The organism is Mesorhizobium sp. WSM4810 (assembly GCF_055811235.1).
Window position 1 is genome coordinate 197,434 of record NZ_JBVVQV010000010.1, and the last position, 20,047, is coordinate 217,480.

19 protein-coding genes and 1 tRNA gene are annotated in these 20,047 nt (G+C 62.7%); 7 read left to right on the forward strand and 13 right to left on the reverse strand.

Features of this window, described 5'->3' with window-relative positions; genetic code table 11:
* The first annotated feature begins 41 nt into the window (after positions 1–41).
* The gene (locus AC0L3O_RS17160; RefSeq protein ID WP_473616130.1) at positions 42–1,412 is read left to right on the forward strand and encodes a cytochrome P450; all 1,371 of its coding nucleotides are present in this window, start codon (positions 42–44) and stop codon (positions 1,410–1,412) included.
* Between the two features lie 144 nt (positions 1,413–1,556).
* On the opposite strand, the gene AC0L3O_RS17165 is transcribed toward AC0L3O_RS17160, so the two are convergent.
* From AC0L3O_RS17165 to AC0L3O_RS17195, 7 genes are all read right to left on the reverse strand, one after another.
* Positions 1,557–2,531, reverse strand: a complete 975-nt coding sequence (locus AC0L3O_RS17165; RefSeq protein WP_287235221.1) for a complex I NDUFA9 subunit family protein — start codon at positions 2,529–2,531, stop codon at positions 1,557–1,559.
* A gap of 119 nt (positions 2,532–2,650) precedes the next feature.
* The gene (locus tag AC0L3O_RS17170; RefSeq protein ID WP_128172920.1) at positions 2,651–3,103 is read right to left on the reverse strand and encodes a DoxX family protein; all 453 of its coding nucleotides are present in this window, start codon (positions 3,101–3,103) and stop codon (positions 2,651–2,653) included.
* Between the two features lie 226 nt (positions 3,104–3,329).
* Positions 3,330–4,331 carry an Ldh family oxidoreductase gene (locus tag AC0L3O_RS17175; protein ID WP_473616131.1) on the reverse strand — a complete coding sequence of 334 codons (1,002 nt, stop codon included), beginning with the start codon at positions 4,329–4,331 and terminating at the stop codon, positions 3,330–3,332.
* Positions 4,332–4,423: 92 nt separating this feature from the next.
* Entirely contained in the window at positions 4,424–5,233 is an 810-nt protein-coding gene (locus AC0L3O_RS17180; protein ID WP_023796783.1) for an ABC transporter permease, read from the reverse strand.
* Positions 5,233–5,955: an ABC transporter permease gene (locus AC0L3O_RS17185; RefSeq protein ID WP_208602491.1), complete on the reverse strand. Its 723-nt coding sequence runs from the start codon at positions 5,953–5,955 to the stop codon at positions 5,233–5,235. Before AC0L3O_RS17185 ends, AC0L3O_RS17180 begins: the two co-directional genes overlap by 1 nt.
* 159 nt (positions 5,956–6,114) lie before the next feature.
* Positions 6,115–6,909, reverse strand: a complete 795-nt coding sequence (locus AC0L3O_RS17190) for a transporter substrate-binding domain-containing protein (RefSeq protein WP_236377881.1) — start codon at positions 6,907–6,909, stop codon at positions 6,115–6,117.
* Between the two features lie 48 nt (positions 6,910–6,957).
* Positions 6,958–7,770, reverse strand: a complete 813-nt coding sequence (locus AC0L3O_RS17195) for an ABC transporter ATP-binding protein (protein ID WP_473616138.1) — start codon at positions 7,768–7,770, stop codon at positions 6,958–6,960.
* A gap of 218 nt (positions 7,771–7,988) precedes the next feature.
* Here AC0L3O_RS17195 and AC0L3O_RS17200 point away from each other — a divergent pair, with 218 nt between their 5' ends.
* The 3 genes from AC0L3O_RS17200 to AC0L3O_RS17210 all read left to right on the forward strand — a co-directional run bounded on the left by AC0L3O_RS17200 (position 7,989) and on the right by AC0L3O_RS17210 (position 11,285).
* On the forward strand, positions 7,989–8,837 hold the full coding sequence (locus tag AC0L3O_RS17200) for a dimethylarginine dimethylaminohydrolase family protein (RefSeq protein WP_473536970.1): 849 nt from the start codon (positions 7,989–7,991) through the stop codon (positions 8,835–8,837).
* On the forward strand, positions 8,834–10,414 hold the full coding sequence (locus AC0L3O_RS17205) for a 5-guanidino-2-oxopentanoate decarboxylase (RefSeq protein WP_473536951.1): 1,581 nt from the start codon (positions 8,834–8,836) through the stop codon (positions 10,412–10,414). Before AC0L3O_RS17200 ends, AC0L3O_RS17205 begins: the two co-directional genes overlap by 4 nt.
* A 163-nt stretch (positions 10,415–10,577) precedes the next feature.
* Positions 10,578–11,285 (forward strand): SDR family NAD(P)-dependent oxidoreductase, encoded by a 708-nt coding sequence (locus AC0L3O_RS17210; RefSeq protein WP_473616132.1) that lies wholly within the window; start codon positions 10,578–10,580, stop codon positions 11,283–11,285.
* A gap of 147 nt (positions 11,286–11,432) precedes the next feature.
* On the opposite strand, the gene rpsA is transcribed toward AC0L3O_RS17210, so the two are convergent.
* From rpsA to aroA, 4 genes are all read right to left on the reverse strand, one after another.
* Positions 11,433–13,130, reverse strand: a complete 1,698-nt coding sequence (gene rpsA / locus AC0L3O_RS17215; RefSeq protein ID WP_473536948.1) for a 30S ribosomal protein S1 — start codon at positions 13,128–13,130, stop codon at positions 11,433–11,435.
* A gap of 204 nt (positions 13,131–13,334) precedes the next feature.
* Positions 13,335–14,000 (reverse strand): (d)CMP kinase, encoded by a 666-nt coding sequence (cmk, locus tag AC0L3O_RS17220; RefSeq protein WP_473536947.1) that lies wholly within the window; start codon positions 13,998–14,000, stop codon positions 13,335–13,337.
* A gap of 60 nt (positions 14,001–14,060) precedes the next feature.
* Positions 14,061–14,420, reverse strand: coding sequence for a hypothetical protein (locus AC0L3O_RS17225; RefSeq protein ID WP_473507784.1), 360 nt, complete (start codon positions 14,418–14,420; stop codon positions 14,061–14,063).
* Between the two features lie 9 nt (positions 14,421–14,429).
* On the reverse strand, positions 14,430–15,788 hold the full coding sequence (gene aroA / locus AC0L3O_RS17230; protein ID WP_473616134.1) for a 3-phosphoshikimate 1-carboxyvinyltransferase: 1,359 nt from the start codon (positions 15,786–15,788) through the stop codon (positions 14,430–14,432).
* A 196-nt stretch (positions 15,789–15,984) separates the two neighbouring features.
* Here aroA and AC0L3O_RS17235 point away from each other — a divergent pair, with 196 nt between their 5' ends.
* On the forward strand, positions 15,985–16,371 hold the full coding sequence (locus AC0L3O_RS17235) for a TIGR02300 family protein (protein WP_027151510.1): 387 nt from the start codon (positions 15,985–15,987) through the stop codon (positions 16,369–16,371).
* Positions 16,372–16,541: 170 nt separating this feature from the next.
* A tRNA-Ala gene (locus tag AC0L3O_RS17240) sits at positions 16,542–16,617 on the forward strand.
* Between the two features lie 1,189 nt (positions 16,618–17,806).
* On the opposite strand, the gene AC0L3O_RS17245 is transcribed toward AC0L3O_RS17240, so the two are convergent.
* Positions 17,807–18,253 (reverse strand): potassium channel family protein, encoded by a 447-nt coding sequence (locus tag AC0L3O_RS17245; RefSeq protein WP_236473766.1) that lies wholly within the window; start codon positions 18,251–18,253, stop codon positions 17,807–17,809.
* A gap of 621 nt (positions 18,254–18,874) precedes the next feature.
* The gene (locus AC0L3O_RS17250; protein ID WP_473536945.1) at positions 18,875–19,351 is read right to left on the reverse strand and encodes a hypothetical protein; all 477 of its coding nucleotides are present in this window, start codon (positions 19,349–19,351) and stop codon (positions 18,875–18,877) included.
* A 147-nt stretch (positions 19,352–19,498) separates the two neighbouring features.
* Between AC0L3O_RS17250 and AC0L3O_RS17255 the strand changes: the two genes are divergently transcribed.
* Entirely contained in the window at positions 19,499–19,831 is a 333-nt protein-coding gene (locus tag AC0L3O_RS17255) for a hypothetical protein (protein ID WP_473531428.1), read from the forward strand.
* The last annotated feature ends 216 nt before the right edge of the window (positions 19,832–20,047 follow it).

The window sequence follows — 20,047 nt, forward strand, 5'->3', positions numbered from 1 at the left end:
GCTTGCCAGCCACTACATTGAGTTCACCAGCGGAGCACGCCATGGACAGTCAGCCCGCCCCCTTTGTCCCACCGGCGCCGAAGCCGCGCACGTCGCCGCCTTCGACGCTGGAGATGATCCGCATCGTCTATCGCAATCCGCTCGAACTGTGGGGCGAGCCGACCTACAACCAGCCTTGGATTTCGGTGACCGGCATCGGCGGGCCGCTGGTCATCGCCAACGATCCCGGCCTCATTCGCCACGTGCTGGTCGACAATGCCAAAAACTACAAGATGGCGACGGTGCGCCAGATGATCCTGCGGCCGATCCTGCGCGACGGCCTGCTGACCGCCGAGGGTGAGGTCTGGCGGCGTTCACGCAAGGCGATGGCGCCGGTGTTTACGCCGCGCCACATCTTCGGTTTTGCCGAGCCGATGCTGAGGCGTACGCGGGAGTTCGTCACCCGCTACGAGGGCGGCGGCACGTCGGACATCGCCCACGACATGACGCTGCTTACCTTTGACATCCTGGCCGAGACACTGTTTTCCGGTGAGATATCGGGTGAGCCGGGCAGCTTCGCCAAGGAGATCGACCGGCTGTTCGAAACCATGGGCCGCGTCGATCCGCTCGACCTGTTGCGGGCGCCAGACTGGCTGCCGCGCCTGACCCGCATCCGCGGCCGCAAAACCATGGCCTACTTCCGCAAGATCGTCACCGACACCGTCAAGATGCGCGAAGAGCGGGTCAAGCACGATCCGGACAAGGTGCCGCAGGATTTCCTCACGCTTTTGCTCGAGGCGGAGGGACCGGACGGGCTGACGCGCGCCGAGGTCGAGGACAACATCATCACCTTCATCGGCGCCGGTCACGAAACCACGGCGCGTGCGCTCGGCTGGACGCTCTATTGCCTGGCCGAAGCGCCTTGGGAGCGCGAAAAGGTCGAGCGCGAGATCGACGCCGTGCTGGCGCGCGAGCCCGACCCGACAAAGTGGCTCGACGCCATGCCGTTCACCCGCGCCGCCTTCGACGAGGCGCTCAGGCTCTATCCGCCGGCGCCGTCGATCAACCGCGAGCCGATCGAGCCCGAAACCTGGAACGGCCTCTACATACCGAGGCGTGCTGCGGTGCTGGTCATGCCGTGGGTCGTCCACCGCCATCGCAAGCTGTGGGACCGGCCCGACGCCTTCATGCCCGAACGTTTCCATCCGGGAAATCGCGAGAAGATCGACCGCTTCCAGTATTTGCCGTTCGGCGCCGGTCCTCGCGTCTGCATCGGCGCCAGCTTTGCCATGCAGGAGGCGATCATCGCTCTGGCGATCATGCTGTCGCGCTTTCGCTTCGATACCACCGCCGAAACCAAACCGTGGCCGGTGCAGAAACTGACGACGCAACCGCAGGGCGGCCTGCCGATGCAGGTCACGCGGCGGCTTTAATGCATGTCGCGCAAAAGCATGCCCTCGGGCCTGAGCCGAGGGTGTGCAGCGGTTTTGCGATAACGGCATGCATAAAACAATAACCTAAAGCGCGTCGCATGAGACCGGTCAAACGCGACGCGCTTTAGCGAGCCGCCTGATTGGCTATTCCGCCGTCTTGCGCTGGAATTGGCCGGCGGGCCGGTAGCGCCAGAGATAGCTCGGCAGGATGCTGCCGATCGACTGTGGCTGGATATCGAGGCCGGCGAGCGTCCGGTTTTCCCTGATGGCCGATTCCGAGACGATGTTGTCCCCGCGCAACTGCAGGACCTGATCCTTGGTCAGCAGCGGATTGGGCAAAAGCCCGAGGATCGATGCCTGCATGTTCGCCACCCACCACGGCACCGACACCAGGAACCGCTTGCGATCGATCATGGCAAGCATTTCCTGCATGCATTGCTTGAAGGTGAGCACCTGAGGTCCGCCTAGCTCGTAGATCCGGCCACCCTGGACTTTGCCGTCGACCGAGCGCGCCACCGCTTCGGCGACATCGCCGACATAGACCGGCTGGAATTTGGTCCGCCCGCCGCCGATCAGAGGCAGGACCGGCGAATAGCGCGCCATGCTGGCGAAGCGGTTGAAGAAACTGTCCTCGGGGCCGAAATTGATCGAGGGCCGCAAGATGACCGCATCCTCGATCGTTTCCAGGACCGCTTTTTCACCGAGCGCCTTGGTGCGCGCATACTCGGATTGCGCGTTCAGATCGGCGCCCAGCGCCGAGATATGGGTGAGCCCGGCGCCGACGGCGCGCGCCGCTTCGGCGATCGCGCGTGCGCCGAACTCGTGGACGGGCGTGAACTTCTGCCGGCCGCTCTCATGCAGGATGGCTACCAAATTGACGACATGGTCGGCGCCCTGCACGGCGCGGTCGACCGACCAGCGCACGCGAATATTGGCCTGCACCGGCTGGACCTGGCCGACATTGCCGAGCGGCTGCAGATGGCCGGCGAGATCGGGCCGGCGGCAGGCGACCCTGATGCGATAGCCACGCCGGGCCAGCGCCCGCACCACATGGCGGCCGACAAAGCCGGAGCCGCCGAACACGACGACGAGCTTTGGGGTCTGCAGGATTTCGGTCATTGCGGGCTCCGGCGCAGTTTCCAGATTTACTGGTGGCTTGGCTGAAGCCGTTCATAATCCGTTTCGCGCCGAAGGCAAAGGGCGATCCTTTGTCGCCGTTTGCCGCGATATCGGCTGGTTCAGAACGCTTTGCCGATGCGCGCGTCGACCGATTGGCGGTTGCCGCCGCGGATAACGAAGAAGAACAGGATCGCCGCCCACAGCAGCGATTTTTCGGCACCCGAAAAGCCCTCGCCCAGGGTGACCCAGTGGAACCAGACGGTGACCAGAAGCACGAACATTCCGGCGAAGGCGGCCGGGCGGGTCAAGAGACCGATGGCGATGAAGATGCCGCCGAAGAACTCGGTGCAGGCCAGCAGCACCGACCAGAACGCGCCAGGATAGAAGCCGAGGCCTTCAACCATCTCGGCGGCGCCGAGCGGGTCGATGATCTTGCCAGAGCCATGGATGGTGAGGAAGATGCCGGCCACGGCGCGCAGGATGGTTTCAGAGGTGGTGTTCAGCGCCGCATAGAGGCTGCCAAGGGCCGGAACGACAAGATTGGTGCTGGGATTGTGGGTGCTTGCGGCCATTGGGGCTCCTCTTCTGCTGCTCCGCGCAAACAGCCGCCACCCCAGCCAAAGTCAAATGAACAAAAGTTGACCGGGAAATGCATGTTACTGGTCAGATGCGGGAGAGCGCGGAAAAAACCAGCCGAGGCGAGGGTCTCCGGCTGTTTCCGAAACGTGGTTCGACGAGGCAGCCTTGGCGTAACGGCAAGTACGCCCGCTGTCGACGATCCGAAAGATGTGACCGTCTTCAGGAAGAATACCGGGCGGCGAATTCGGAGATGCGCTGCACCACGGCTTTCGGAGCCGTTATACCCCGTGCCGCTGCCTTCTCCGCCGCTTCGGCCCGGGCACGGCCGGGGACATGCACGCCGTAGCGGCGGCGCAACCGGTCGAGTTGATCTTTCATGCGCTTCTCGAAATTCGGATCGAGCAGCTTGGGCTCGACGGCCAGCACGAAGAGGCCGGTTCCAGGACTGTCCGGTCCGCCATTGAACCATGGCGCATCGAGCGACCAGTTGGCGCCCGACAGGCCCGCCGCCAGCACTTCGACCATCAGCGCGATGTTGGCGCCGCGTTGGCCGCCGAAGGCAAGCATCGCGCCTTTCATGGCGGCGGCCGGATCGGTGGTCGGGTTGCCGCTCGCATCCAGTGCCCAGCCTTCTGGAATTTTCTTGCCGTCCTCGGCTGCCTTGCGGATGTTGACGAAGGCAGTGGCGCTCGATGACTGGTCGATGACCAGCGGCGCTCCGTCGGCGGCGGGCGCGGCGAAGGACATCGGGTTGGTGCAGTAGACCGGCTTGACCGAGCCCGAGCCGGCAAGCACGGCCGGTCCGTTGGTCGCGGCGAAGGACACCAGTCCCTGCGCGGCCAGCCGCCCGGTGAAATAGCCGAGCGCGCCGCATGTATAGGCGTTCTTCTGCGAAAAGATGGCAACGCCGAACAGGCGCGCCGCCTTGGCGAGATCGTCGATGGTGCGGTCGAAGCCGGTATGCGCCAGACCGCCGCGCGCGTCGGAGAGATAGATCGCCAAAGCCGGCCTGGTGATGACCGGCTCGGCCTTGCCATCGATGCGGCCGGCCTCCAGCGCTTCGAGATAGTCGATGAAATGCGACAGTCCGACCGTCGACAGACCTTCTGCCTCGGCCGCCACGACGGAGGCTGCAAGCGACTGCGCCGCTTCCTCATTGGCGCCGGCGCCGAGCGCCGCCATCCGGCACAGCCCTGTCGCCTGGTCGAGACTGAGTTGCATCTTTAGCTGCCCTGAAGCTCTAGCGAGTAGCGAATAGGGATTAGAGGAAATCAGCGAACTATTCGCTATTCGCTACTCCTATTCGCTCCTCACTAACCAATTTTGTTCGGGATCCGCGCCTCAATCTTGCCGAGGGCGAAGACCAGGATGCCGGTGATCGCCATATAGATCAACGCCAGGAGCAGCAAGGGTTCATAGGTGAGGAACGTGCTCTGCCGCACCTTTGACGAGACGGCGAATATGTCGATCACGCTGATGGTCGCCACCAGCGGCGTCGATTTCAGTTGCAGCACGGTTTCGCCGGTCAGCGTCGGCAGCGCCCGGTAGAAGGCTTGTGGCAGCCAGATCCGCCGCAGGATCTTCCAGCGGCTCATGCCGAAGGCGCGCGCCGCTTCCAACTGTCCTTTCGGCACGCCGGCGAAGGCACCCCGCATGACTTCCCCCTCGTAACCGGCGAAGGACAAGGTCAGCGCCAGGACGCCATAGGGCCATGCTTGCCTGAGATACGGCCACATCCAAGACTCGCGTACCCATGGGTACTGTGGAAACAGCGAGCCGAGCCCATAGTAGAGCAGCCAGAGCTGCAGCAGCAGTGGCGTTCCCCTGATGACGGTGCAGAAGGCCTTTGCAGGCGCCGCGAGCCAGAACGGGCCGGCAGCCTGCGCCAATCCGAGCGGCACGGCGAGCAGGAAGCCCAGTGTGCAGGTGACGGCGAGGATCCAGAGCGTACGCCAGAGGCCGACAAGCGCCATTTCGTAATATTGCGGCAGCCAGTCCCAGCGCATGAAAAAAGCGGCCGCGAAAACCAGCGCCAGTCCAGTCACAATCAGCACGATGCGGTGCGGCTGCAACCACAGCGACGCGCGGGCGGCTACGTTGACGATGGTCGTTTCGACAGCCATCACCGCGCCTCCTTGAGCGAGGGCATGCCGCGCCGAGCCCAGACCTCGATGCGGCCGATGATCAGATTGGAGACCAGCGTCAACAGAAGATAGATCACGCCCGCGGCGAGGAAGAAGGTAAGATAGGCCTTGGTCACGCCCGCCGCTTGCCGGGTGGCCAATGTCAGTTCGAAGAAGCCGACGACCGCCAGCAGGGCGGTGTCCTTGGTGGCGATCAGCCAGAGATTGGCAAGGCCGGGTATGGCGAAAGGCAGCATCGCCGGCAGCGTGATGCGTCGCAGCAGCAGGCCGGGAGACATACCATAGGCGCGCGCGGCTTCGATCTGTCCCTGCGGGATGGCAAGGATCGCGCCGCGCATCACCTCGGTCGAATATGCGCCCTGGACGAAGCCGAGCACGGCAATGCCGGCCACCAGCCCGCTGATATCGATGCGCTGATATCCCATTGCCGTCAGCAACTGGTTGATCAAATCGGTGCCGGCATAATAGAGCAGCAGGATCAGCACTAGCTCCGGCACGGCGCGGACGATCGTCGTATAGACTGCCAGCAGATCGCGCACCACAGGCCCGCCATAGAGCTTGCCATACGCACCGCAAATGCCGATGACGAGGCCGAGACCGAACGCACCGGCAGCGATCTCGACCGAGTGGAGCAGTCCGACCAGAAGCGTTCCGCCCCAACCGGGTGGCGTCGGCGAAAGCAGTTCGATGATGCGGGCCACAGAGGCCGGAAGAAATGCGTCGATCAGCGTCGCCCCCGAATTGCTGGCGCCAAAACCACCGGCGATGCCGTCAGCGGAAAGCTTGCATAGGTAGAGTTCGACGAAGCCACACGGCGCGCTGTCTGCGCCGCGTGGTTGTTCGCTCGGGGATGCACGCCGTCAATTCGACTGTGGGTCGGCGCCATAGATGTCGAAATCGAAGTATTTCTTCGAAATCTCGTCATATTTGCCGTTGGCGCGGATCGCCTTGATGCCGGCGTTGATCTTCTCCTTCAACTCGGTGTCCTCCTTGCGGACACCGGCGCCGACGCCGGGCCCGAGGATCGCCAGATCCGGCGCGACCGTGCCCTTCAGATCGCAGCATTGCTTGCCCTGATCCGATTTCAGGAAGGCATCGAGCGCGATGGAATCGGCCTGCACGGCATCGACACGGCCGGCGGCAAGATCCTGATTGGCTTCGTCCTGGGTCTGATATTCCTTGATTTCCGCGGCTTCGGTGAAGTGCTTCTTGACGTAGTCGGCATGCACGGTCGAAACTTGCACACCGATGATCTTGCCCTTGAGATCTTCCGGGGTAGCGCCGAACTTCTGGTCCTTCGGTCCGATGATAGCTGTCGGGGTGTTGTAATATTTGTCGGAGAAGTCGATCGTCTTCTTGCGCTCGTCGGTGATCGACATGGAACTGGCGATGACGTCGATCTTCTTGGTCGTCAGCGCCGGGATGATTCCGTCCCAGGCGACGGGGGTGATGACGCAATCGAGTTTCTGCTCGGCGCAGACCGCGTCGATGAATTCGATCTCCCAGCCAACCCATTTGCCGGAAGCATCCGGCGAGGTGAACGGCGGATAGGGTTCGGCAGCGACGCCGATCTTGACCGGCTCGGCCTTTGCCATGCCCATAGCGGCGACGCCGAGCAGAAGTGCTGCGGCAAATGTTTTCAGAACGGTCTTCATGCCAAAACTCCCAGTTTGTTGTTGTTCCCGTTTTTCGTCCGCCTCGGCTTAACCGATGTTGCGGATGAATTGCTTCAGCCTTTCGGATTTCGGTGCGCCGAAGATCTGCTCCGGCGGCCCTTCTTCCTCGACCAGTCCGTTGTAGAGGTAGACGACATGCGTCGCGACCTCGCGGGCGAACTTCATCTCATGGGTGACCAGCACCATGGTGCGGCCTTCGCGTGCCAGGTCGCCGATCACCTTCAGCACCTCGCCGATCAGTTCCGGGTCGAGCGCCGAGGTCGGCTCGTCGAACAGCATGACGCGCGGATTGATGGCCAGCGCCCGGGCGATGGCCGCACGCTGCTGCTGGCCGCCTGACAGATAGGCCGGATAGACATCGCGCTTTTCGGCCAGGCCGACGCGGGCAAGCAGCTTTTCCGCCTCGGCGATGGCCACATCGCGCTTGACGCCCAGAACATGCACCGGAACCTCGATGACGTTCTCGATCAGCGTCATGTGGCTCCACAGATTGAAATTCTGGAAAACCATGCCGAGCTTGGAGCGGATGCGCTCGATCTGCTTGCGGTCGGCGGGAACGGTGTGGCCGTGACTGTCGGCCTTCATCCGGATCTCCTCGCCATTGACGCGAACGATCCCGCTGGTCGGGTTCTCCAGGCAATTGATGCAGCGCAGCAGGGTCGATTTTCCCGAGCCGCTGCCGCCAATGATGGCGATGATCTCGCCGTCGCGCGCCGACAGCGAAACGCCTTTCAGCACATGCAGTTCGCCGAATCGTTTATGCAGGTTCTCGACATGGATGGCTTCGGCGACGTGGTTCTGCGCCGTGTACTTCAGGGCGGGGGCGGTGCCTTGCGCTATCACCTTTGCGGTGCCTCACGAAATGGCCGGACCCGTCGCTGCTGGAATTTTTTACCCATTACCATCACTGGACAGACTTCTCATTCTCAAGATGTACCGTTCCGCTTGCCTCCGTCAACCATGCTTTTTGGACCATTGATCACTGCTCGCTGAGTGGCTATTGGCTGGATGGGATGGTTCAGGAGCACTTGGTGGGTAAAGCATACGGGTCGCAGTCCATGGCCGGGCCCCTGCAGCGCGTGCTGATGCGGTCCGCCGCAAGCGCCATGGCCCGCGTCAAAGCATCGGAATGGCACTATGGTGCGGGCTTCGATCCGCAAAAGGCCGCCGCCCAGCATGAGGCGCTGACGACGCTGGTTCTGGCGTCCGGCGCCGCGATCGAATGGCTGACCGACGCCGATGACGGGCTCGCCGATTCGGTCTTCACGCATGATCCTTCGTTGATGACCGACCACGGCGCCATCATCCTCGCCATGGGCAAGGCGCTGCGCCGTGCCGAGCCCGGCCTGCACGAGGCGGCCTACAAGCGCATGGGCGTACCTATCCTCGGCCGCATCGAGCCTCCCGGACAGGTCGAGGGCGGTGATTGCGTCTGGGTGGATTCAGGGACCCTGGCCGTCGGCCGCGGCGTGCGCACCACCCAGGACGGCATCCAGCAACTCGCCAACCTGCTCACCCCCAGGGGTATCCAGGTCTATGGCTACGACCTGCCGCTCTGGCATGGCGAGGACGCCTGCCTGCATCTGATGTCGGTGATCAGTCCGCTGGCCGACGATCTGGCGCTGGTCTATGCACCGCTTTTGCCGGCTGCCTTCTACCAGATGCTGCGGGCGCGAGGCATTCGCCTGGTCGAAGGCGACGCCGGGGAGTTCTTCGCCTCCAACGGCCTCAGCCTCAATGTGCTGCCGACCGCGCCGCGCGAGGTGATCGCCGTTGCCGGGTTCCCGAAGACGGCGGCGGCCATGGCGGCAGCCGGCTGCAGGGTTTCAACCTTCGAGGCGGACGCACTGTGCATCGCCTGCGAGGGCGGACCGACCTGCCTCACACGTCCGGTGCTCAGGCAATGACGACAGTCGGCGAAGCGCTCATCACTTTGCTCGAAGCCCATGATGTCGATACGGTCTTCGGCATTCCGGGTGTGCATACGGTCGAACTCTATCGCGGCTTGGCGCGCTCGAAGATTCGCCACGTCACCCCGCGTCATGAACAGGGCGCCGGGTTCATGGCCGACGGCTATGCGCGCGCCGGCGGCAGGCCCGGCATCGCCTTCGTCATCACCGGACCGGGGCTGACCAACACCATCACCGCCATGGGCCAGGCCCGTGCCGATTCGGTTCCGATGCTGGTGATCTCGGGCGTCAACGCCACGCCGACACTGGGCAAGGGCCTTGGCCATCTGCACGAACTGCCCGACCAGCGCGGCATGATGGAAAAGGTCGCGCTGTTTTCGCACCGTGTCACCGACGCCGACGAACTGCCGGGCGTTCTTGCCCGCGCCTTCGCCCTGTTTTCGTCGTCGCGTCCGGGCCCGGTGCACATCGAGATCCCGACCGATATCATGGTCAAGCCGGCCGGCGGCATCGCCGCTTTGCTGACGAATGTCGCGCCGCCCGAGCCGAATCCGGCGGTGATAGCAGAGGCGGCAAAACTTTGCGCGGCTGCCCGCCGCCCGCTGGTCCTTGCCGGCGGCGGCGCCAAGAGAGCCGAAGCGCCGTTACAGCGCCTTGCCGAAAGGCTGGAAGCGCCGGTTGTCCAGACGGTCAATGCCCGCGGCCTGCTGCACCGCCATCCGCTCGGCGTGCCGGCCAGCCCCAGTCTGAAGGCGGTGCGTGCATTGATGGCCGAGGCCGATCTGGTCATTGCCGCCGGCACCGAATTCGGCCCGACCGACTACGACGGATATGGCGACGGTGGCTTTGTCCTGCCGTCCAATCTGATCCGCATCGACATCGGCGCCGACCAGCTTGCCCGCCGGCCCGCCCGGATTTCGATCAATGCCGATTGCGGCGCAGCACTCGAGGCGCTGCTTGTCGAGATTGGTACGGGCCAGCCGCCATCGGGCGACGGCCAGTCTCGCGCCGCTGCGACAAGGCAAGCAGCCTTTGCCGAAATGGCCCCGGCCCTCCAGGCGCAAACCCGCGCCGTCGAGATGATCCGCGATGCATTGCCGGGCTCGATCATCGTCGGCGATTCGACCCAGCCGGTCTATGCCGCCAACCTCTATTACGATCACGACCGTCCGGGCGGCTGGTTCAACGCCGCCACCGGCTTCGGCGCGCTGGGCTATGGTCCGCCGGCGGCGATCGGCGCAGCCCTTGCCGTGCCTGATGCGCCGGTCGTTTGTCTCACCGGCGACGGTGGTTTCCAGTTCACGCTGCCGGAACTGGGCGCCGCGCTCGACGCTGCGGCGCCGGTGATCTTCGTCGTCTGGAACAATCTCGGCTATCGCGAAATCGAAACCTCGATGCTCGATGTCGGCGTCGAGCCGGTCGGCGTCTCGCCGGCGCCGCCTGATTTCTGCAAGTTGGCCGAGGCCTATGGCATTGCCGCCGAGCGGCTCGCCGGCATCGGTCATCTGGCAGACGCACTCAAGCGCGCGCGGGCGACCGGACTGCCGTATGTCATCGAGATCACCATCGATTGAGTGCTGTGGCAGCGTCTGCCTGGGGATGCGATCCGCGTCGGATGGCCGACGTTCCGACGCGCACAAGCGGCGCTGCGTCATCAAGATTTCGGTTGAGTGATCGTGCGAAAGGCGCGACCTTCGGCGGCGAGCAGCGGCATATGAGTGACAGGAGCGGTCGTAGATGACGGATACACTGGACGGCAGGCATGTTGTGGTGACTGGCGGCACTGGAGCGCTCGGTGGCGCGGTTGTCGGCAAACTGCTGGAGCAGGGCGCGATCTGCCATGTGCCGAACGCCCATGCCGCCGCGCCCGCGCATTTTCCCTTCCCGGCACATGAGCGTGTCAGGCTGGCGCACAATGTCGATCTCGCCGACCCCGCCAAGGTCGATGCGTTCTTCGCCAGCGTTACGGATTTGTGGGGATCCATCCATCTGGCCGGCGGCTTCACCGCCGCGCCGGTCGAGAAGATCGAGCCCGCGTCTTTTGCCGAAATGATGGACACCAACGCCCGCACAACCTTCCTGTGCTGCCGCGCGGCGATCCGCTCGATGCTGGAATCTTCCGTGTCGGGCCGCATCGTCAATATCACGGCGCGTGCCGGGCTCGACCTGCGGCGCGGTTCCGGCATGATCGCCTATGCCGCCAGCAAGGCAGCGGTCGCGGCAATGACGGTGGCGATAGCGGAAGAACTCAAGGGCAAGGGCATCCTGGTCAATGCGGTCGCGCCCTCGACCCTCGATACGCCGGCCAACCGGGCTGACATGCCGGCCGCCGATTTCGGCAAATGGGTCAGCCTCGAAGCGGCGGCGGAAGCGATCACCTACCTCGCTTCGCCGGCCAATCTGGCGATGAGCGGCACACTGGTGCCGCTTTACGGCAGGGCCTGATCTGTCTCTTTGTTTGAGCGCGGATTTCCCAAAACCGGTTTGCCAGGTTTGGGGTTACGATGCTCTGACCATGGTCAAACAAAAACCCCGCCGGATCGCTCCGGCGGGGTTTTTTAACAGGCCGCGCGAGGCGCGGCGTTAGTGGACCTAGCTACCCTGCTTCTTCAGCGCGGCGCCCAGGATGTCGCCCAGCGAAGCGCCGGAGTCGGTCGAGCCGTACTGGGCGACCGCTTCCTTCTCTTCGGCGATTTCCAGCGCCTTGATCGAGACCTGCAGCTTGCGGGTCTTCTTGTCGAAGGCAATGACGCGGGCATCGACCTTCTGGCCGACCGTGAAGCGCTCGGGGCGCTGCTCGTCGCGGTCACGGCTGAGGTCGGAGCGCTTGATGAAGGTCTCGATGCCGCTGTCGACCAGCCGCACTTCCAGGCCGCCATCCTTGACGCCGGTAACCTCGCAGGTGACGACCGCGTTCTTGCGCAGTTCACCCGAAGTCGCCGCCTCGCCGGCCGTATCCTTGGCCAGCTGCTTGATGCCGAGCGAGATGCGCTCCTTGTCGATGTCGACGTCGAGCACCTGCGCCTTGACGGTGTCGCCGCGATTGTACTCCTCGATCACCTGCTCGCCCGGACGGGTCCAGTCGAGGTCGGAAAGATGGACCATGCCGTCGACATCGCCTTCGAGGCCGATGAACAGGCCGAACTCGGTCTTGTTCTTGACCTCGCCCTCGACCTGGCTGCCGACCGGATGGCTGCTGGCGAAAGCCTGCCACGGGTTCTCGAGCGTCTGCTTGAGGCCGAGCGAGATGCGGCGCTTGGCCGGATCGACCTCGAGCACCACTACGTCGACTTCCTGCGTCGTCGACAGGATCTTGCCGGGATGTACATTCTTCTTCGTCCACGACATTTCCGAAACGTGGATGAGACCCTCGATGCCCGGCTCCAGCTCGACGAACGCGCCGTAGTCGGTGATGTTGGTGACGGTGCCCTTGATCTTCTTGCCGATCGGGAATTTCGTTCCGATCTCGGACCACGGATCGCTCTCGAGCTGCTTCATGCCGAGCGAGATGCGGTGGGTTTCCTGGTTGATGCGGATGATCTGCACCTTGACCGTCTGGCCGATGTTGAGGATTTCGGTCGGATGGTTGACGCGGCGCCATGCCATATCGGTGACATGCAACAGGCCGTCGATGCCGCCGAGGTCGACGAACGCACCATAGTCGGTGATGTTCTTGACGACGCCTTCGACCACCTGGCCCTCTTCGAGGTTCTGCACGATTTCCGAACGCTGTTCGGCGCGGCTCTCCTCGAGCACGGTGCGGCGCGACACCACGATGTTGCCGCGGCGGCGATCCATCTTGAGGATCTCGAAAGGCTGCGGATTGTGCATCAGCGGCGAGACGTCGCGGATCGGACGGATGTCGACCTGGCTGCGCGGCAGGAAGGCCACGGCGCCGTCGAGATCGACGGTGAAGCCGCCCTTGACCTGGTTGAAGATGACGCCTTCGACGCGCTCGCCCTTGGTGAACTTCTCTTCGAGACGGACCCAGCTCTCTTCGCGGCGGGCCTTCTCACGCGAAAGCATCGCTTCGCCAAGCGCGTTCTCGATGCGCTCGACATAGACCTCGACCGTGTCGCCGACCTTAAGCGTCGAATCCTTGCCCTTGACGCCGAATTCCTTCAGCGGCACGCGACCTTCGACCTTGAGGCCGACGTCGATGATTGCCATGTCCTTTTCGATCGCAGTGATCGTGCCCTTGACGACTTGGCCTTCGCCGGAATGGCCGGCGGAAAAAGATTCTTCGAGCAGGCTCGCGAAATCATCGCGAGTGGGATTTGCAACTGACATAGTTTCTCCTGGAATGCCCCGCATCTCAAGCGGGGCGGGCGCCGTGGGTTAGCGTTGCGTTGGCCTGCCGGCGTTCCGGGCCTCAAAAAAGCCCTTGGCCGCCTAAGCGGCAATTCCGGCGCATGAAGAATGCTGGCAGGCTGGTTCGTGCCCGATATGGGTATCTTTTCGCCGCCGGCAATCGGCAACGGCAGGAAACCCGGCTCAGGCTTTGTTTCTCTTGGCCAGAACGTCGTCGATGATCGCCTTGGCCGCCAGGAACGCGGCTTCTATAGCCATTTCCGACGTGTCGAGCAAGTGCGCGTCGGCGGCCGGCTTCAGCGGCGAGTCGGCGCGACCCATGTCGCGCTCGTCGCGGCGCAGGATATCGGCGAGGATATCGTCGAAATCGGCGGTGCCACCGATGCTCTCGATCTCGGCCAGCCTGCGTTGTGCCCGCACCTCGGCGCTCGCCGTCACATAGAGTTTTATGTCGGCGTCGGGACAGACCACGGTGCCGATGTCGCGGCCGTCGAGCACGGCGCCCGGCGGCGCCTTGGCGAATTCGCGCTGCTTTTCGACCAGTATGCGCCGCACCGAAGGGATGACAGCCACTTTCGAAGCCGCTTCGCCGACCGCATGCGCCGTCAGTACCGACCGGTCGAGCTTGGCCAGGTCGACCTGCCGGGCAGCGGTCTCGGCGGCCGAGACATTGTCGAGCGGCAGGCCGAGCCGAAGCAGCGCATGGGCCACCGCGCGATAGGTGAGGCCGGTGTCGAGCAGGTTCAGCCGGTAATGGTCGGCCAGTCGGCGGGCAAGGGTGCCTTTGCCCGCGCCTGCTGGGCCGTCGATGGCGATGGTGAAGCCAGCTTTATCAGTGATTGAGCTCATACGCGCCGCTTCAAACGGAGGAAGGTCATTAAATCAAGAACCAATCATACGGGTTCAACGTCAAAGTCCGGAAGACCGCCGTCCGGTCCAATATCCGGCCAAGAATCCAACGGGAATTCCAATCAGAAGCGGTACGGAAATGGGAAACGTGGCGATCGCGACGAATGTGATCCCGGCAGCCAGCTTAAAAACGAAGTTCGAAACATATGGCATGAGAGCGCCGCTAACGTCTGGAAAAAAATGCGCCGTTGTCGCCAGCAAGATGAAGAGGACGATCCAAAACGGGAAAAAAAGAAACCCGATCAGGCTAATCGCACCTGGCTTCCTGTCGGAATATCCCAGATCGAAACCTGACTGCGCCGCCACGCGCCCGACCAATGCCGTCAAAACCAAACCGCCGACGAGCAACGTCCAAAACATTCGCAGACCTTAGCTGATCTCCGCCCCCAGGCCCTTCATAAGCCCCATGAACTCCGGAAAGCTGGTCGCGATCATCGCCTGGTCGTCGATGGTGACAGGCTTTTCCGTTGCAAGTCCCATGACGAGAAAGCTCATGGCAATGCGGTGGTCGAGATGGGTCTGGACGATGGTGCTCTTTCCGTTCGGATGTTGGCCAAGCCCCTTGCCGCCGGGTTTTCCACGCACCGCCAGTGTGGCTTCGCCCTCGGTACAGTCGACGCCATTGAGCTTCAGCCCTTCGGCGACCGCCGACAGCCGGTCCGATTCCTTCACCCGCAGCTCTTCCAGTCCCTGCATCAGCGTCTCGCCCTCGGCAAAGCTCGCCGCGACAGCAAGCACCGGATATTCATCGATCATCGTCGGCGCCCGTTCGGGCGGCACGGTGACGCCCTTCAGCTCGGAGTAGCGCACCCGCAGATCGGCGACATCCTCGCCGCCTTCATTGCGCGGCTCGAGAACGTCGATCCGGGCGCCCATTTCCTGTAGCGTCAACAAAAGACCGGTGCGGGTCGGGCTCATCAGCACGTTTTCGATTGTAATGTCCGAGCCCGGCACGATCAGCGCCGCCACCAGCGGGAATCCGGCCGATGACGGGTCGCCCGGCACAGCGATTGTCTGGCCGGTGAGCTTGCCCTGGCCCTCGATGAAGATGTGGCGCACGCCGCGCTCGTCGGTCTCGACCGACAGATTGGCGCCGAATCCCTGCAGCATCTTTTCGGTGTGGTCGCGCGTCATCACCGGCTCGATGACGGTGGTGATGCCGGGCGTGTTCAGCCCGGCGAGCAGCACCGCCGACTTCACCTGGGCCGAGGCCATCGGCACGCGGTAGGTGATCGGCGCGGCGTGTTTGGGGCCGCGCAGCGTGATCGGCATGCGGTCGCCGGGCGTCGCCTTCAGCACCTGCACGCCCATCTGGCGCAGCGGCTCGAGCACGCGGCCCATCGGCCGGCCGGACAGCGAGGCGTCGCCGATGAAGGTCGTCTCCATGTCGTAGGTGCCGACCAGGCCCATGGTGAGGCGCGAGCCGGTGCCGGCGTTGCCGAAATCGAGCGGGCCTTCCGGCTGCAGCAGCGCGCCGTTGCCGGTGCCGCGGATCACCCATTCAGCGCCGCGCTTCTCTATATGCGCGCCCATTGCCTTCATAGCGGCGCCCGTGCGCATCACGTCCTCGCCTTCCAGCAGGCCGGTGATGCGGGTTTCGCCGGAGGCGAGGCCGCCGAACATGAACGAGCGGTGCGAGATCGACTTGTCGCCGGGCACCCGTGCTGTGCCTGAAAGCGCTGGCGATTTGCGGGCGGTGGCCGGTTTCGGGGCGGCAGTATGCGACATGGGTTTTCCTTGGGTGAAAAACGCCGGTGGCCGGCCTTTTTCTTCTGGTTTGCGCGGTCTCGTATCACGGCGGGCGGAAATGGTCATCCCCTTGCAAGAGGTCGCTCAACGCGGGGATTTGTGACGCTGGCTTTAGGCTTTGACAGCGCCGTAAACTGTGGTTATGGGGACCAAACTTTCATCGACGAGGCTTGCTGTGGCAAAACCCGAACTTGGCACCAAACGCATCGACCCCGAGACGGGTCAAAAATTCTACGATCTGAACAAGGATCCGATCGTCTCGCCCTATACCGGCAAGAACTATCCCCGCTCTTATTTCGAGGAAGGCAAGATTGCCGCCCTTGAGGAGGAAGAGGAAGTTGCCGAGAAGGAAGTCGACGCCGAGGAGGAAGAGGGCGTCGAGGTCGTCTCGCTCGAAGAGGCGGACGAGGATGCGAAGCCCGACGATCTTCCCGATCTCGGCGATGACGAGGACGATGTGGACCTCGGCGACGACGACGATACGTTCCTCGCCGACGAAGAGGAAGAGGACGACGATGTCGCCGACATGATCGGCGTCGGCGACGACGACGACGAAGTCTGATCCGGCCTCTCGCACAGCGCCCGCCGACTTTCGCGGGTTCTTGATAAAAAGCGGCTCTTAAAGGCTTGATATTGACGGAAGGCGGGGTTAGAAGCCGCCTGCACTAACGGCGCGGTCTCAACCCGCGCCGGATCTCTTCGCCGGCAACGGCGCCGGTTGACTGCCGGAGTGGGGCCATAGCTCAGTTGGGAGAGCGCTTGAATGGCATTCAAGAGGTCGTCGGTTCGATTCCGATTGGCTCCACCAAAATTTCTATAATGATTTCAGTTGATTAGCATTCTCCCCCTCGGGGGCCTGTTGCCCTGAAATGGTTCGGGGCACCGCCGGGGCACCCCGAGGCGATTTTTGGGGGTCGCAAAATTTGCCTAGTCTCCGTTCCGCCAGATTTGCCGAAAGGCGAGGGGATGGGAAATGTTCGGACTTTTTAGCGCGGGCCTAGGTCCCTCGAAGTTAGATTGGCTTGAGGCACGATACGCTTGCATGTTCCGTATGCCGACGAGCGCAGCCCGTTGTGTCGCCGTAGCGTCAACCGGCTGAAGCCCGGCGGTGCTTCCTCAGCCGAGTGATTGCCGACCTGTCGACCGTAATCACGCCGCCGCAGTCAATCCGCACGGTGAGTTTGTCTGCTCCGCGATCGATGCGGGTGACGTCCCCAACAAGAACTACTCGGTCGCCGGCCCGGGCTTTGGGTGGCGGCTCTAGCGTGTAAGGATGGTCATAGGATGGAATGCTCACTCTGGCTCGGCCGCTAGGGAGAATGGAGATGACGGTACCTGCTAGCGCAACCTCATCGCCGACCTCAAATTCGCCAGGCATGTTAAGGTGCAGCATGGTTTTCCTCCCGATGCTTTCCTATTTGATGCTTTGCTAAATTAATGCCCGGCCACCGCGTTGGTTGCGTGCAATCCGCTTCGTACGGTTCCGCACATTTCCAAGCTGGATCGCGATGGCGACGGGACCACTTTGAGGTGCCTAGAGCGCCGTAAACCGCACCAGAGAGGCATCGCCTATCAGCTGGCCGAAATTTTCTAGGGGCGCCCTACAGGGAACACTCAAAAGGTTCAAAAGGGTCTGGGCCGCAGGCTGCTCGCTGTTTCCCTGCTGTTTATCAGCGGCAGTGGATTAACCGGGAACCCGTTATTTAAAATGGGCTAAGCCATTGGCTCTTATAAGGCTTCTTGAACTGACTCCCCCTCGGGAGCATGCGCGTACCGGTCCCGAAACTACCCTCCCCAATAGTGGGTAATGGCCTCGATTACCACGCTATAGCAACGGGCCGTTCTGATAGCGGTGCAGTGGCGAAATTTTGAATAAGCCCCTATGGGGAACATTCAGGTAAGCGGTTACAAGCTCCCTTGGCGCCCGAACGAAAAAGCCCGCCGCACCTTTCGGCGCGAACAGCTATGACGAAGGAACACGACCTCTGAAACGCGCGTCAGTCTTGCTCCCGCTTCCACAGATCCGAAGTCGATGCGTATGCGAACGATGCTGACCAAGCGATCAGGACGAGTCCGTTGAGACCCTCCAAGGCAGCAACGATTCGCATCGGCCCAGTGGCATAGACTTCGCCAAAGCCGATCGTCGTGTAACAGGTAACCGAGAAATAGAAGAAATCCGCTGCGCTTCCGGAAAACAAGCCTGCGAGACCTCCAAGGTCTGGATGGTGGTTCATCCAGGCGTAGGCGAGCGCGAAAAGACAGATCCCCACCACGTGAGCAATGATTGCTGCGACGACCAAGAGCAGCAGATCAACCCGCATCGGAAGTGAAAAACGACGCCTCATCGTTCCGGCGATATTTAGCACTTCATAGTGCATCAGAACCGTTACCAGTGCGAGACCTACAGATATGGCGAACGCGATGAGCAATTGCGGTACCTTCAAGTAGGACTCAGATGCTCAACCGCTTATCACCGCGCGAGCGGTTCGAACAGCGTCGACCTGACGCGACGCGATGCGATGCCGAACACGCGAATGGTGAGGACGAACGCGAGCACCCGGTGGTGCCATCTCCCCGGGTCCTCGGCAAAATCGTCGGAACCGAACCGCTCCCAATGGCTTTCGTAATCAGGGGCGGCGTCAAAGAGGAGATATGGATCGGCAAGAAAATAGCGTTTTGGAGGCGGGCTGGCTTTTGGCGGTCCCGCTTTCTATCGGATTTGCCGTTTTGATTGCAGGCTTAGTGCTGGGCTAGTGTGCTATGGGAACCGGAACTCGATCACTCGCCCCTCGGCCTTCCATGATTGCCGGGCGTCAACGGAACCAAAGTCGCGCAATAGCTGAGGGACAGGAGCAAGGCGGACGCCACCGTCGCGCTTTTCGCCAGCCGGCCGCTCGGGCTTTCTGCCTCTGCAAAACCAGCGCTCCCTCTTGCCGGTCGAGGTTACGGTTCGGTCATGACGGGCGAGGGAGCAATGCGCCGCTAGGTGTCAATCCTAATCGGAGGTTCACGCAAAGAAAAACCCGCCACCGTGAGACAGCGGGCTATGACAGTTTTTGTCCGGTTCAGTGATGGTCGCTCCCCCCACGCTTTCTACGAGGTTGCTTCGTGATCGGATGCGCTGCAAGAAACGCCTCGTCCGCCGCAATGAGCTTGGCGACTTCGTCCTCGCCGATCGGCAGATATCGGTCCTTTGCGGCTTCTCGCTTCCATTGGACGGCCATTAGATCGGGCGCTGGAACTCGGATTTGATCGGCCACAGCCTGCCGGCTCCTGTCGACGCTGATCATCCGTTTGTCAGAATAGGCGCTAGATTTGTTCTCGTCCTCCAGGACGTACATCGCGTGAATGCTTTTCTCTTGCCAGTAAGCCGTCTCCGCTCTTGCCAGGCTGGTGACAGCATCAGCCTTGCGCCAAGGAAGTCGGCGCGCCTGACGCATGAGCTGATTGTGGTGCGTGTCGATGAGGACGGCATCGGGCAGCGGATCAAGGCACTGCCGCACGAATGCAGCCAGCGCCTTTGTCTTGACGCCGGCGCTCATGCTGATGCGTCCCCTGCGGAAGCCAGCTGGAGAACCGACGCCGCCAGCTGCGCTGCCCAAAGTTCGGCTTCGAAGGGATATTTGCGCGCCGCGCCGGCCCTTGCGGGGCCGAAGCTTTTGAAGTTCAGTGCATGCGCAGGGGGCAGCATGCGCAAATACCATATTTTCGCGGCGGCAGGGGCCGCGACTATCCTTTTAAGCGGCTGCTCCGGTTCGGGCCTAGGTATGCCTGGCTCACCTGCTTGGTTTGCCACCACACCGCAGGCGGAACAGGCAACCTATTTCCGCAACCGATGCGTTTCCTACGGCTTCGAGCCAGGGACCCCGGCCATGGCCCAATGCATCCAAAACGAGTCCATTTCGTCTCGCGGCAGGGCATCTGCCAGGGCGAATGCGGCATTTGCCAACATGCAAAACAGTCAGCCGAAAACGACGACTTGCAACCGCTTCGGCAACACCGTGAACTGCACGACGTTTTGAGCCGACACCGAGAGGCGGAATGAGCGCCCGCCTCTCTCATTGCGAACGCTCGACGGCGAATGTTTGCGCGTCATCACCCTCCGGCCTAGAGAATGGTGGCGGCGCCGGCGTGAGGCTGAGGATTGACGCGCCGCCGTGCCCCCGCCCGATCAGGACGCTTCCTGCACTTCCTCGACTTGTGGCGTCACGGGTGCAGGATTAATGACGTAGGTGTTC